Below are 12988 nucleotides of genomic sequence, written 5' to 3'. Positions count from 1 at the left end.
GTCAGGCTATAAACCGGCCCATTTCGTGTCAACACCAAGTCGTTTCGCTCCGTGAAACAACTTTCACAGTCCAGACAATTCGGGGCGGATATCGCTTCAGAAGAACGTCTTCAGCGCGCCGGTGACGCGGTAGTTCTCGTCGACCAGCATCAGGATCGACCATTTGTCGAAGGTGGTGCAGGGATGGCTGATGCCGAAGCCGACCATGTCGCCCGGCTTCAGCGGGCTGTCCTCCGGCGTCACCAGATGACAATGCTGGTCGTTGAGCGCCACGACCTCGTGGCCGGGCGGCATGTCGGCGGGCGCCGCCATGCTGCCGTCCGGGCGATACCAGAGGAGCGGCACCGGCAGGCCGGCGTCGTGACTGACGTCGCGCTTGCCCATGGTGAGCATGGTCCGGCCAGCTTCCGGGCGCGACTGCACCATCGCCCAGACCTCGAGCGCCGGCTCCAGCCCGCCCTCGGGCAGAGTGAGCGTCGTCTCGCTGACGATGCGCCGGAAGGCCGCCGCATAGGCGATCGAGTCATGCGTCAGATAGCAGCCCGAGCGCAGCACGCGCAGCACCGGATGTGGGAAGGCGACGCGGTTGAAGCGCTCGACGACCCGGTCGAAGAAGGCTGAGCCGCCGGCGCTGATGACCATCGGCGCTAGCGAGGCATAGAGCCCCTGCTCCAGCGCCATCAGCGCCGTCTCGGCGACGTCGTCGATCAGCCCGTCCGCCGTTTCCGGCGTCGGCAGCATGCCCTCGAAGCACTCGAAGCCGGCCAGTTCCAGCCCCGGCGCCGCCGCGACGGCGCGGGCGATCTCCAGCGCGCCGGCGCGCGAGCGCACGCCCGTGCGGCCGCCCGGAAACCCCATCTCGACGAGGATGCGCAGCGGATTTTCGGCCGGGGGCGGGTTGCGGCGCGCTCCTTCGGCCAGCATGGCGACGCCGTCGAGGCTGTCGGCCAGGCAATAGAGCTCGATCGCGTCGTCGCCCGCGAGCGCGCGAAAACAGGCGTCGATCGCCTGGCCGCCGACCGGCTGGTTGGCGAGCAGCACCCGCTTGACGCCGAAGCGGCGGCAGACCCCGACCTGCTGCAGCGTCGCCGCCGTGATCGCCCAGGCGCCGTCGGCGATCTGCAGGTCGAACAATTGCGGCGACATCGTTGTCTTGCCGTGCGGCGCGATGACGAGATCGTTCCCGGCCGTGAAGGCGCTCATCCAGGCGCTGTTCGCCGCCACGACATCCTGGCGGATGACGGCGACGGGCAGCGGCAGGTCGCCGTCGAGCAGGCTCCAGCCCTGCAGCGCGACATCGCCGACGGTCAGCCGCGGCGCGTCGAAGGGCAGGCCCTTGGTGGACGGATCGAGTTCGAGCTCGTCGAGCGAGCCGATATCGAGACGGGGGATCAGAGCCATGGATTGGGGTCCATCGGTGCGAGGGGGCGGCGGGCCTTGGTGTAGGGAATCTTGGCGGTGTCGCTCGGATACGGCCCACCGGTATCGAGGTAGTGAACCCTATGGGCGATCGGCGCGAAGGCCGCGTGGAAATGGTTGGAGGACTTCACCACCACGATCTTCTTCGTGGCGAGATCGACGCCGAGATCGGTGAAGACCGGCGGACTGAACGTCTGCGCGCGGGTCGACGCCAGCACGACGTCGAGATTGCCGATCGTGATGGCGGCAGCCGGCCCGAGCGAGACCCAGCTCTGCTCGAACGGCACCAGCAGGTCGTCGGTGATGCCGCGCACCGTGACGCGCGCATCGATCGGCTTGCCGGAGGTCGGCGCCGCCTTACCGCCGAAGCGCAGCTCGATCTCGGCGCCGACGCCGGCGGCGCGGCAGAAGGCGACCGCGACGGGATCCCAGAGCGCGCCGATGGCGGCCGGGATTTCCGGATGCCGCAGCAGCGCCTCGATCATGACGGTGGAATCGCCGGCAACGCCGCCGCCGGGATTGTCCCAGCGATCCGCCAGCACGACGGGCTGGCCGAGCTCGGAAAGCGCCTGCTCGATCGCCTCCTCGGGCTTGTAGTGGTAGGGACCGCCGCCACCGGCGCCCCATCCGAGGATCTCGCGGCCGAGGCGTTCGGCGAGCGCCGCCGCCTTGGCGCGATTGGCCTCGCCATCGGCGACAACCAGCACCTTGGTGCCGACATCGTAGACATCGGCGGCCTGGAAGCCGTGCGCGACGGAGATCGAGAGGATGCCGTCCTGCCCTTCCAGCGCCAGCATGCGATCGACGAAGCCGCGGCCGGGCTCGCGGCTGGTCATGAAGCCGGTGATGGCGCGGCAATCGAAGACGGCGCTCACCGGCGCGATCTCGCGCCGCGCCGCCCGCAGGCAGAGCTCGACCAGATCCTCGGCGCGCTCGAGGAAATCGGTATGCGGGAATTCCTTGAAGGCGACGAGGATATCCGCCGCCTCGACCATCTGGTCGCTCAGGTGGCAGTGCATGTCGAGCTCGGCGCCGACGATGGCGTCCGGCCCGGCGATGGCGCGCGCTTGCGCCAGAAGATCGCCTTCACAATCATCGTAGCCGCGCGCGACCATGGCGCCGTGCAGGCCGAACAGCACGACGTCGACCGGCATGGCGGCGCGGAGCTGGTCGAGGATCTCGTCGCGCAGGCTTTCATAGGCCTCGCGCGAAACCAGTCCCGCCGGCTCGGCCCAGGTCGCCGTGCCCTCGAACAGGGTAAAGCCGTCCGTGGCCGCGCGGCGGCGCGCCGCCACCATCGGGCCGGAGCAGAGCGTCGGCGTCTCGGGATGGGTGCCGGGCGGGCAATAGAAGGCGCCCTCGAACGCGGTCCGATCGACGAAGAGCGGCGCGAACGTATTCGTCTCGGTCGCAAGCGACGCCACAAAAACCCGCATTCCAGCTCCCCTGTCGCGACGGGGATATATTGCGATGCATATCCCACATAATGGAACGACACTTCGGTCGCTTGGGCAAAGTTAAAGGGATGGATGGGCGTGCTGTCAACAACGCAGGGCGGCTTCTCCATGGAAAGCACAATGTTCGGCTTGCGCGAACTTTTGCCTTCGTGCCAGACTGACTTCAAGAGCAGGTGACAAGTCATCCCATAATATGGAATATTGCTTCCGGAATTCATGACCATGGTCAGAAGCAGCATGTCGAAGCAAGAGAGCGATTCCGGCGCGGCCGTCGCCGCGCGCATTCAGTCCGTCGCCCGCGCCAAGGCGCTGCTCGACGCGATGGCGAGCGGCGATTTCGTATCGCTGCGCGACCTGGCGCTGCGCACCGGGCTCGCGAAGACGACGGCCTTCAACCTCGTCACGGCGCTCGTCGACGTCGGCCTGGCCGAGCGCGACGCCAAGGCCGGCGCCTACCGCCTCAGCCTGCAGCACCTCGTCTACGGCAAGGCGGTCGAGCGGCGGCTCGACATCGCGGCGCTGGCGCAGCCCTATCTGGTGCGACTGTGCGCGGAGACGCGGGAAACCGTCAATCTCGCCCTGCCCGGCCCGACCGACGCCGTCATCGTCGAGAGCCTCGAAGGCAGCCAGACGCTGCGCGTCTCGTCCTATTCCGGCACGCGCGCCGCCTATCACTCGACTGCCTGCGGCCGGGCGCTGCTCGCCTATCAGCCGCTCTCCTTCCGCAAGATCATCTACAATCTCGGCTCGCTGCCGGCCGCGACCGACCGGACGATCACCGATCCGCAGGCGCTGGAAGAAGTGCTGGAGCGCTGCCGCACCGTCGGCTGGACCACCGAATACGAGGAAAATGAGGTCGGCGGCGCCTGTGTCGCCGCGCCGATCTTCGCGCCGGGCGGCGAAGCGATCGCCGCCGTCTCCATCGCCGGCCCCTCGGCCCGCTTCGAGCCGGACGCCATCGAGCGGCTCGGCCGGCTTCTCGTCGCCACCCTCGCCGAGGTCACGGCGAGCATGTCACGCAACAGATAATCAGGTAGCCTCCATGAATACGCGCCGCCCTCGCATCCTGCTGGCCGGGCTCTATCACGAGACCCACACCTTCGTGGACGAGATCACGCGGCTCGCGGACTACGAGATCCTGCGCGGCGCGGAACTGCCGGCCCGCAAGGGCGACGGCTCCACCGTCGACGGTTTCCTGGAGGTGGCGGCTGCCGAGGGCTGGGACGTCGTCCCGGTCATCGAATATTCCGCCCTCCCCTCGGGCACGACGGACCACGCCGTGTTCGAGCAGTTCTGGCAGGAGCTGGAGGCCGGATTGCGCGCGGCGCTCGCCAATGGCGGCCTCGACGGCATCTGGCTGGCGCTGCACGGCGCCATGGTGACGACGGCGAGCGTCGATCCCGAAGGCGAGCTCCTAGCCCGCATCCGCGCGGTTCCCGGCGCCGAGGCGCTGCCGCTCTACGGCGTGTTCGACCTGCATGCGACGTTCACCGCCGCCATGGCGAGATACGCCAACGGCCTCGTCGCCTATCGAGAAAACCCGCACACCGACGCGCGCGACGCCGCCGTCCGCTCGGCCGAGCTTCTGGCCCACGCGCTGCGCGAGAAGGCCGCGCCGGTCATGCACGCCCGCAACGCCGCGATCCTATGGGCGCCGCCCGGCACCGGCACGGCCGACCGGCCGATGCGCGACCTGGAAGCGCTCGCCCGCCAGATCGAGGCCGAGGATCCCGAGATCTGGGCCGTCAACATCATCGGCGGCTATTCCTTTTCCGACGTGCCGGATGCGGGTGTCGCCTTCTCGCTGATCACGACGGGATCCGCCGAGCGGGCGAAGGCAGCGCTCGACCGGCTGGAGGCGCTCGCCTGGGAGCTGCGCGAATTCGGCCAGCCGAAGGAATGGGACCTCGACGCCGCGCTCGCCGAGATCGCCACGCTGGAGGGCGGCCCCTATGTCGTGGTCGAGCCGGCCGACAATATCGGCGGCGGCGCGCCGGGCGACGATACGGCCATCCTGCGCGGCTTCCTGCGCCACGGCATCCGCAATGCCGCCGTCGCCATCGCCGACGCGCAGGCGGTGCAACTGTTTGCCGACGCGAAGCCCGGCGAGATCCGAAAGGTCTCCCTCGGCGGCAAGGGCAGCCGGCTCGGCGCCGGGCCGGTCGAGATCGAGGCCGCCTTCGTCAGCCGCAGCGACGGCGAATTCGAGCTGGAAGACCGCAACAGCCACCTCGCGGCCATGCAGGGCGTCCATATCAGCATGGGGCCGTCGATCGTATTGGAGACGGCGGGCATCCAGATCCTGGTCAACAGCCGCAAGACGCCGCCCTTCGATCTCGGCCAGCTCCGCTCGCAGGGGATCATCCCGGAGGATCTGAAGGCGATCGGCGTCAAGGCTGCGGTCGCGCATCGCCGCGCCTACGATCCGATCACGGTCGGGAGCTACACGGTGGCGACATCAGGCCCCTGCACGAGCGTCATCACCTCGCTCCCCTATCGCCGCCTGCGCTCGCCGGTTTTCCCGGTCAGCTGAGCGGCGCACGCATCGCAACGGAAGTCATTCCTCGCATCTCTCCCTCGGGGAGAGGTGAACAATATCCCACGATCTTACGGAGACCCAAGATGATCGAATATCCGAGCGAACCGGATACCCCCCGCTCGCACCTGCCGTTCAGCCCGTCGACCAAGTTCGGCGAGCTGATCTTCGTCTCCGGCCAGGCGTCAGTCGACGCGACGGGTAAGATCATCTCCGAGGACTTCGAAGGCGAGATGCGCCGTTCGATGGAGAATATGCGCAAGGTGCTGGAGACCGCCGGCAGCGACTTCAAGCACGTCCTGCAGACGCGCAACTACGTGCAGGACCCGGCCGATATCCCGCTCTTCAACAAGCTCTACCGCGAATATTTCAGCGAGCCGTTCCCGGCCCGCACGACGATCACCAACTGCCTCGGCGCCGCGCTGCGCTACGAAGTCGAGTGCATTGCCATCGCCAGGAAAGCCTGACGAAAGCAGGCCTGACGACGTCAGCCTGAATCAGAAGGGGCAGCCATTGGCTGCCCCTTCGTCGTTTCAGATGTAGCGCGGGAAAGCGTCCGCGTCGGGGGCGTTGGCCCAGCTCTGCAGCGTCTGGCCGCCGTCGATCAGAAGCTCCGAGCCGGTCAGGTGACGGGCATCGTCGCTGGCGAGGAAGGCGACCGAGGCGGCGACGTCCTCCGGCTGGCCGATACGGCGCAGCGGGATGCGGTCGGAGAAGCGCTTGGTGCTTTCCTCGAATGCGGCGCGGTCGGAAGCCGGAACGCCGAGCGTCGTCTGGATGACGCCCGGGCAGATCGCGTTGATGCGGATGCCGTAGGGCGCGCAGTCGAGCGCCGCGACCTTGGTCAGGCCGACGACGGCGTGCTTGCTGGCGGCGTAGGGCGAGCCACCCGACAGCACGTCCCAGCCCGCCATGGACGAGCCCATGTTGACGATGGCGCCGCCGGTCTTCTGCGCGATCATGATGCGGACGACCGCCTGCTGCACGACGAAGATGCCGCGCAGATTGATGCGGATGACGCGGTCCCACTCTTCCAGCGGCAGGTCATAGACCGGCGCCGGCGTGCCGGAGATGCCGGCATTGTTGAAGAGGACATCGATCCGGCCGAAGCGCGCGACGACGGCCGCGAGCGCCTTGTCGACCGCCGCGGGCTCGGTCACGTCGGCCGCGACGGCGAGCGCGCGATCACCCAGCTCCGCCGCCAGCGCCTCGGCGCGCGCGCCGTCCTGGTCGAGGATGGCGACGCCGGCCGCGCCCTCATCGAGGAAGCGGCGCACGGCCGCCTGGCCGATGGCTCCCGCGCCGCCGGTCACCACGACGATTTTGTCCACGAACCTCGTCATACGCAGTCTCCAATCATGCTTTCGGGTAGTCGCGCCAGGAATGGCGGGGCTCGTAGCCCAGCGTCTTCCGCGCGTTGTCGAGGTCGAACGTGCTGGCGAAACCCGGCAGCGCGCCGAGCCTGGCGTTCGGGAAGTGGCGCGCCGCGAGCTCCGCCGTCGGCACGTCCATATAGCTGTCGGCCGCGCTGATCATGACGCGGGCATGGCCCTCGACCGGCGCCTCGAGCGCCAAAAGGAACGCGTCGGCGGCGTCGCGGGCGTCGATATAGGACCAGAGATCACGGCCGGCGTCGCCCGAGGCGCGGCGGGGGCCGATCTGGCCGGCAAAGCTCTCGGGCGTCTGCACCCAGGGCATGCGCAGGCTGACGGCGGAGAAGGCGCCACGCCGGACGGCCGACTGCACCATCTCCTCGCCGAGCCACTTCGACAGGCCATAGGCGTCCTGCGGGCCGGTCGGGTAGGCGTCGTCGATCGGCAGATATTGCTGCTCGGGCCAGCGCGTGAAGAACGGATAGCCGAAGACGCTGAAGGACGAGGCGTAGACGAAGCGGCGGGCGCCGGAGAGCGCAGCACCTTCGATGACGTTGTAGGCGAGCGCCATGTTGGTCTGGAACACTTCCGCCGCCGCCCGGCCCGTCGGGCGCGGAATGGCGGCGATGTGGAACACCGCGTCGGCGTCGCGCACCAATTGCAGCGCCACGCCGAGATCGGTCAGGTCGGCGCTGATGTGGCGCCAGCCGGCCTCGGCGCCCGGCGGCGGCACGGTGTCGATGCCGAGGACATCATGGCCCGCCGCGACGGTGGCGGCGGCGACGTGGCGCCCGAGCAGGCCGCTCGAACCGGTAATGACGATACGCATCAGTTGGCAGCCTTCGGACGGGGCGGCAGCGCCTGGATGATGGCCTGCGCCAGTTTCAGATCTTCGAGACCGCCCTCGAGGCTGGTGCGCGGCGCGGTGCCGTTCTCGATGCAGTCGATGAAATGCAGCCACTGCTGGCGGAACGCGGTGTCCGGCTTGCCGGGAATGATCGTCTCGGACGGGCCGTTGCCACGCGGCTCGCGGATGGTGACGGTCGCCGCCGTGTTGCGGACATAGGGGTTCTGGAAGTCGACGCGGACCTCGTCATGCTTGCCATAGGCGGCGATCCATTCGTCCCACCACTCATACTGCGCGCCGAACGAAACTTCGAACACGCAGGGCACGCCATTGGCGAAATTGAGCAGCGCGAAGATGTGGTTGGGATCGACGGCCTTGGCGTATTCGACGCTCTCGGCGACGCCGAAGGCGCCGCGCAGCACGGCGAGGTTATGGCTGCCGAGCATCAGCAGCATCAGATAGAGGTCCTTGTAGCCGGCGTGATCCGGGCCGAGCGAGGCCTCGATGCGGGCATCGGCCGAGGCGCGGCCGGCGGCGAAGCTCGACGGGTCGATGTCGTTGCCGCGAACCTGGGTATAGAGGCTCTGGTAGCGGTCGAAGCGGCCGGCGAAATTGTGGACGTGGATCTGCTTCAGCGCCTCGATCGAGGCCATTCGCTCGATGCCGAGCACATAGCCGGGATCATAGAGCTTCATGTAGCCGACGAGGCCGAGGACGCCCTTGGCTTTGGCCTTCTGGACCAGCGGAGCGGCCTCCTCGGCGGTGAAGGCGAGCGGCTTCTCGACCGTGAAATGCTTTCCGGCGGCGATCACGTCCTCGATGATCGGGCCGTGGTCATAGGTGCAGATCACCACCACGTCGACGGCGGGGTCGTTGATCAGGTCGTGGTGGTCGGTGTAGCGGCCGGCGACGCCATAGGCATTGCCCAGGCTGTCGACGACCTGGCGGGAGAGATCGCACAGCGCCGCGATCTCGATCCCCGGCAGTTCCTTGATGATGGGCAGATGCATGAGCTGGGCAATCTCGCCGCAGCCGACCACGCCGACACCGATCTTACGCTTTGTCATTTCAGGCCTTCACTGCGCCGGCGGTCAGGCCGGCAATAAACTGCCGCTGCATGAGCACGAACAGGGCGATCACCGGCAGGGTGGTGATCATCAACGCTGCGAAATAGAGGTTCCACAGGGAGTCGTACTGCTGGAAGAAATTGACCAAGCCGAGCGGGATGGTCTGAACATCCGGCTGCCGGAGCAGCAGGAAAGCGAGGAAGAAGTCGTTCCAGACTTCGATGAAGCCGAAGATGATGATCAGCGCCATGCCCGGGCGGGCGAGCGGCAGCATGATCTGGAACAGGATCGTCACCCGCCCTGCCCCGTCGACACGCGCCGCATCCTCCAGATCAAACGGCAGCGACATGAAGAAGCTGCGCATGATGAAGATCGACAGCGGCATGATCGAGGCGGCGTAGATGAACGAGATGCCGACCGTCGAATTGATGATGTTGAGATCGCGCGCCACCATAAAGAGCGGGATGGCGAGGACCTGCGGCGGCACCAGCATGGAGCCGACGACGATACCGGTGATCACCACCCGGCCGGGGAAGCGCAGCCGCGCCAGGGCATAGCTGCAGGGCGTGACGACGACGATCAGGATCGCCAGCGACAGCGCCGTCACCGTGACGCTGTTGAAGATGCGGTTGCCCATGTCCGCCATCTGCCAGGCCTGGACATAGTTCTCGAACACCAGGCTCGACGGCGGGCCCCAGACATTGTTGATCAGCTCGGGCTTGGTCTTCAACGAGCCGAACAGCACCCAGAGCAGCGGGTAGAGCGTCTGGAACAGCACGATCGCCAAGGCGGCGTAGATGCCGAGCCGTTCCAGCGTCTGCGTGAAGGAGGACGACGCGGCCGGCGGCGCGGCGGGGGCGGAGGACGTGGCCATCAGACTTTGAACCTCGTTCGACCGAGCAGATAGACGAGCACCGCACAGAGGCCGCCGACGAGGACGAACAGCGCATAGCCCATGGCGGCGGCGTAGCCCATCTGGCTCTCATTGAAGGCCGCCTTCACCATCGCCGTGATCACGACCTCGGTGGCATGGTTGGGGCCGCCCTGGGTGAGGACGTGCACGATGTCAAAGTTGCGGACGAAGGCGCCGGACAGGCCGAGGATGGTGTTGATGAAGATCACCGGCACCATCAGCGGCAGCGTGATGTGCCAGAGGCGCCGCCAGGCGCTGGCGCCGTCGACGCGGGCCGCCTCGTAGAGCTCGGACGGGATCGTTTGCAGGCCGGCGAGATAGATGACGGCGTGGAAGCCGAGCCATTTCCAGACGTCGACCGCGATGACGGCATAGAGCGCCGTATTGGCGTCGCCGAGCCAGCTGCGCTTCCACGACGCCAGGCCGACAAAATCCAGCCCCGCATTGAGCAGGCCGAACACCGGATTGTAGATCCACGACCAGAGCAGGCCCGCCGCGACGAAGGAGATCGTCACCGGCACGAAGACCGAGGCGCGGAAGAAGGCGCGCGCGAAGGTGACCCGGTTGAGGAGCAGCGCCAGCGCGAGGCCGAGCCCGTTCTTCAGCGCGAGGCTCAGGATCACGAAAATGAAGCTGTTCTTCAGCGCGCCGAGAAAGACGCCGTCCTTGGTCAGCCGCAGATAGTTCGCCACCCCAATGAAGCGGGGTGCCGAGAAGCCGTCCCAGCGATGGAAGCTGAGCCACAGGCCGTTGAAGAACGGCCAGAGGAAGAACAGCGAGAAGAGGATGGCTGCCGGCAAGATCATCATCGCCGCGACAAAGCCATCGCTGCGCCCCAGGCGCTTCGCCAAGGAAGCGCGCGGGACAGCCCGCGCGCGCTCACCAGAAATTGCCGACAGGTTCGCCATCGTTACGCCGAACCGTCAGGCGTCAGCACGAGGCCGAGCGTGTTCTTCAGATAGTCGATGCTCTCCAGCGTGCTCTGCTCGGCCGTCTTCTGCGACGCGTCGAGCTCGACGATGGCGAGGCCCGCATAGTCGTTGTCAAGCAGCTCCTTGACGATGCCCTTCAGGTCGACGACGCCGGCGCCGAGCTCGCAGAAGGCCGCGTAGCGGTCATAGCCCTTGAGCGCCGGATCGACCTTGGTGTCCTTCAGATGCATGTAGCGGATGGCGGAGATGTAGGTCTTCACCGCGTCGACCGGGTCGGAATAGGTCTGCGCCAGATGGGCCGGATCAATGCAGAGGCCGGCGACGGAGGTGTCGAGCACGTCCATCAGGCGGTCGAGCTGTTCGCGCGTCTCGACGAAGGTGTCGAGGTGCGGGTGGTAGACGGTATCGATGCCGAGATCCTTGGTGCGGCGGCCGATATCCTCGAGCGCGCGGGCGAAATCGCGGTAGTCCTGCGCGTCATGCGCATTGCCGGAAGCGACCGACGGACCGCCGCCGAGCACCAGCACCGGCGCATCGAAGCCCTTGAGGAGGCGCGCCAGCGACAGGAGCACGTCGCGCTCATATTCCCAGGCGACCGGATTGACGAAGACCGCGTTGACGTAGAGCGACGACAGGCGGATGCCGAGCTCGCTCTGCGCCTTCGACAGGATCGCGTAGCGGCGCAGGATGTCGGTATCGGTGGTGACGCCCATGGGCGCCTGGTGCCCGAGCTGCATGTACTTGCGGGCGAACTGGTCGGAGAGGCTGGTAAAGGCCAGGATCTCGAACCAGCCGAAGCCCTGGTCGGCCAGGAACTTCAGCGCCGGCTGCAGCGGCAGGCCTTCGAGGTCCCAGCTGTTCAGGTGATAACCGATCGAGAAGCGCTGCGGCTTCGAGCTCAGGGTCGTCATCGTCTTGTCCTTATCGACTATCGGATCAGGCGGCATGCCAAATCAGCGGGCGCCGTTCCGGATTGCCGGAGACGGCGCCTCGCCTTGCTGCGGGCATCGGCATCGTTTCGAGGTCGATGCCCATTTTCAAGTCAGAGACTTAGTCGGCCGGCGGCCAGTTGCCCTGGGCGACCAGATCGTCATAGACGGCCTGGACGGCATCGGCTGCCTGCTGCGGCGTCAGCTGGCCGCCGACGACGCCGGCGATCGAGGACGAGACGGCGGTGGCGATTTCGGCCGGCCAGACCCAATCGAGGAACTTGACGGTGTTCGGGAAGGCGCTGGCGCGCAGATCCTTGGCATAGGCGTCCTCGACGACCGGCACGCCCTTGACCGAGGTCGCCAGCGGCTGCTCGGGCTCGAGATAGAGCGTCGCCACGTCCGGCTTGGTCAGGTAGCCCATGAAGGCGACGGCGGCGTCGACCTTCTCCGGCGCGATGGTCGCCGACATGCACATGCCGTTGTCCGCGCCGCCGCCATGCTTCGGCTCACCCGCGGCGCCCGGCATCTTCGGGAAGGCGAAGACGCCCCATTCGAAGTCCTTCACGCTCTCCTCGAGCGAGGGAACTTCCCAGGTGCCGCCATAGTACATGGCGCTCTTGCCGCTCGCGAAGGCGGAGCGCATGCCGTCCTGGTCGACGGCGAGCGAGTCCTTGGAGAGGATGCCGTCATCGACCCACTGCTTGAGCAGCGCGAAGGCGGCGACGCCGTCGGCATCGTTGAACTTGGCCTTGCCGTCGAGGATCGCCGTCGTGCGGCCGATCGGATCGCCGGAGGACTGGGCGAAGGTCTCGAAATACCACATCGGCCACATCGGCGCGTTCGAGCCCTGATGCAGCAGCGGGATCACGCCGGCGGCGGCGAGCTTCGGCGCGGCCGCCTTCAGGTCCTCGTAGGTCGGCGGGACGGGGATGCCGAGGCTGGCGAACAGCTTCTTGTTGTAGAAGATCGCCGAGGTCGACATCGTGGTAATCGGAACGGCGTAGACCTCGCCGCGAACGGTGAAGGCGCCGATCGCCGGCTGGTCGAGATTGCCGGCGAACGCCTGGATCTCCTTGGTGATCGGACGGACCAGGCCACGGCGGACATAGGCGCCGTTGGTGTAGAAGGCCGAGCACGCGATCAGGTCCATTTCCTGATTGGCGAGCCGCGCCGTCATCAGGCGCTGGACGTCGTTGGCCTGCGGGCCCTGGGCGTCCCACTCGACCGCCTTGACTTCGGGATGCTCCTTGAGGAAGCCGGCGATCACCTTGTCCTGAATGGCCTTCTGCACGTCAGGCGTCTGGCGGGGGGCCAGCTTGTTGAGCGCAGAGCCGCCAAACACCTTGAGGGTGACGCCCTCGGCGCTGGCGATCGACGGTGAAAGAGCCGCCAGCACGGTCATGGCGCTGGCGAGCATCAGTCGCGAAAGAGTCCGCTTGCGAATGTGCATGTAGAGTCCCTCCATACCAATGACACGAGGCGTCCCCTCGACCCCTCCATTCATTGATAGTC

At 67.1% G+C, this 12988-nt stretch carries 12 protein-coding genes; 3 read left to right on the top strand and 9 right to left on the bottom strand.

Annotated elements, in window-relative coordinates:
• Positions 1–96 precede the first annotated feature (96 nt).
• Positions 97–1401 carry a type III PLP-dependent enzyme domain-containing protein gene (locus tag AC6HZP_RS05710; RefSeq protein WP_497525754.1) on the bottom strand — a complete coding sequence of 435 codons (1305 nt, stop codon included), beginning with the start codon at positions 1399–1401 and terminating at the stop codon, positions 97–99.
• A complete protein-coding gene (locus tag AC6HZP_RS05705; protein WP_497525753.1) occupies positions 1392–2855 on the bottom strand; it encodes a M81 family metallopeptidase in 1464 nt (487 codons plus the stop codon). The genes AC6HZP_RS05710 and AC6HZP_RS05705 overlap by 10 nt, the downstream gene beginning before the upstream one ends.
• 258 nt (positions 2856–3113) lie before the next feature.
• On the opposite strand from AC6HZP_RS05705, the gene AC6HZP_RS05700 reads away from it, so the two are divergent.
• The 3 genes from AC6HZP_RS05700 (at position 3114) to AC6HZP_RS05690 (ending at position 5879) form a co-directional block, all read left to right on the top strand.
• Positions 3114–3905, top strand: a complete 792-nt coding sequence (locus AC6HZP_RS05700; RefSeq protein ID WP_497525752.1) for an IclR family transcriptional regulator — start codon at positions 3114–3116, stop codon at positions 3903–3905.
• Between the two features lie 13 nt (positions 3906–3918).
• Positions 3919–5409: a M81 family metallopeptidase gene (locus AC6HZP_RS05695; RefSeq protein ID WP_497525751.1), complete on the top strand. Its 1491-nt coding sequence runs from the start codon at positions 3919–3921 to the stop codon at positions 5407–5409.
• 89 nt (positions 5410–5498) lie between these two features.
• A complete protein-coding gene (locus AC6HZP_RS05690) occupies positions 5499–5879 on the top strand; it encodes a RidA family protein (protein ID WP_497525750.1) in 381 nt (126 codons plus the stop codon).
• A 66-nt stretch (positions 5880–5945) separates the two neighbouring features.
• On the opposite strand, the gene AC6HZP_RS05685 is transcribed toward AC6HZP_RS05690, so the two are convergent.
• The 7 genes from AC6HZP_RS05685 to AC6HZP_RS05655 form a co-directional block, all read right to left on the bottom strand.
• Positions 5946–6755, bottom strand: a complete 810-nt coding sequence (locus tag AC6HZP_RS05685; RefSeq protein WP_201402664.1) for an SDR family NAD(P)-dependent oxidoreductase — start codon at positions 6753–6755, stop codon at positions 5946–5948.
• 13 nt (positions 6756–6768) lie between these two features.
• Positions 6769–7614 (bottom strand): NAD-dependent epimerase/dehydratase family protein, encoded by an 846-nt coding sequence (locus AC6HZP_RS05680; RefSeq protein WP_497525749.1) that lies wholly within the window; start codon positions 7612–7614, stop codon positions 6769–6771.
• A complete protein-coding gene (locus tag AC6HZP_RS05675) occupies positions 7614–8699 on the bottom strand; it encodes a Gfo/Idh/MocA family protein (protein ID WP_497525748.1) in 1086 nt (361 codons plus the stop codon). Before AC6HZP_RS05675 ends, AC6HZP_RS05680 begins: the two co-directional genes overlap by 1 nt.
• A gap of 1 nt (position 8700) precedes the next feature.
• Complete coding sequence (locus AC6HZP_RS05670; RefSeq protein WP_497525747.1) at positions 8701–9573, bottom strand: carbohydrate ABC transporter permease; 873 nt, start codon at positions 9571–9573, stop codon at positions 8701–8703.
• Positions 9573–10418, bottom strand: a complete 846-nt coding sequence (locus AC6HZP_RS05665; protein WP_371813022.1) for a carbohydrate ABC transporter permease — start codon at positions 10416–10418, stop codon at positions 9573–9575. The genes AC6HZP_RS05670 and AC6HZP_RS05665 overlap by 1 nt, the downstream gene beginning before the upstream one ends.
• Before the next feature lie 104 nt (positions 10419–10522).
• The gene (locus AC6HZP_RS05660; RefSeq protein ID WP_497525746.1) at positions 10523–11455 is read right to left on the bottom strand and encodes a sugar phosphate isomerase/epimerase family protein; all 933 of its coding nucleotides are present in this window, start codon (positions 11453–11455) and stop codon (positions 10523–10525) included.
• A 139-nt stretch (positions 11456–11594) separates the two neighbouring features.
• The gene (locus tag AC6HZP_RS05655; RefSeq protein WP_244669818.1) at positions 11595–12926 is read right to left on the bottom strand and encodes an extracellular solute-binding protein; all 1332 of its coding nucleotides are present in this window, start codon (positions 12924–12926) and stop codon (positions 11595–11597) included.
• Positions 12927–12988: the final 62 nt, after the last annotated feature.

It is taken from the genome of Kaistia sp. SLG-1 (genome assembly GCF_059699055.1).
This window is presented reverse-complemented; position numbering and strand designations above follow the sequence as displayed.

Bases quoted from the DNA above. Each gene is read 5' to 3' on its own strand.
- AC6HZP_RS05660 (WP_497525746.1), bottom strand. From the start codon at position 11,455: ATGACGACCCTGAGCTCGAAGCCGCAGCGCTTCTCGATCGGTTATCAC.
- AC6HZP_RS05655 (WP_244669818.1), bottom strand. From the start codon at position 12,926: ATGCACATTCGCAAGCGGACTCTTTCGCGACTGATGCTCGCCAGCGCC.
- AC6HZP_RS05665 (WP_371813022.1), bottom strand. From the start codon at position 10,418: ATGATCTTGCCGGCAGCCATCCTCTTCTCGCTGTTCTTCCTCTGGCCG.
- AC6HZP_RS05675 (WP_497525748.1), bottom strand. From the start codon at position 8,699: ATGACAAAGCGTAAGATCGGTGTCGGCGTGGTCGGCTGCGGCGAGATT.
- AC6HZP_RS05700 (WP_497525752.1), top strand. From the start codon at position 3,114: ATGTCGAAGCAAGAGAGCGATTCCGGCGCGGCCGTCGCCGCGCGCATT.
- AC6HZP_RS05705 (WP_497525753.1), bottom strand. From the start codon at position 2,855: ATGCGGGTTTTTGTGGCGTCGCTTGCGACCGAGACGAATACGTTCGCG.
- AC6HZP_RS05685 (WP_201402664.1), bottom strand. From the start codon at position 6,755: ATGACGAGGTTCGTGGACAAAATCGTCGTGGTGACCGGCGGCGCGGGA.
- AC6HZP_RS05670 (WP_497525747.1), bottom strand. From the start codon at position 9,573: ATGGCCACGTCCTCCGCCCCCGCCGCGCCGCCGGCCGCGTCGTCCTCC.
- AC6HZP_RS05710 (WP_497525754.1), bottom strand. From the start codon at position 1,401: ATGGCTCTGATCCCCCGTCTCGATATCGGCTCGCTCGACGAGCTCGAA.
- AC6HZP_RS05695 (WP_497525751.1), top strand. From the start codon at position 3,919: ATGAATACGCGCCGCCCTCGCATCCTGCTGGCCGGGCTCTATCACGAG.
- AC6HZP_RS05690 (WP_497525750.1), top strand. From the start codon at position 5,499: ATGATCGAATATCCGAGCGAACCGGATACCCCCCGCTCGCACCTGCCG.
- AC6HZP_RS05680 (WP_497525749.1), bottom strand. From the start codon at position 7,614: ATGCGTATCGTCATTACCGGTTCGAGCGGCCTGCTCGGGCGCCACGTC.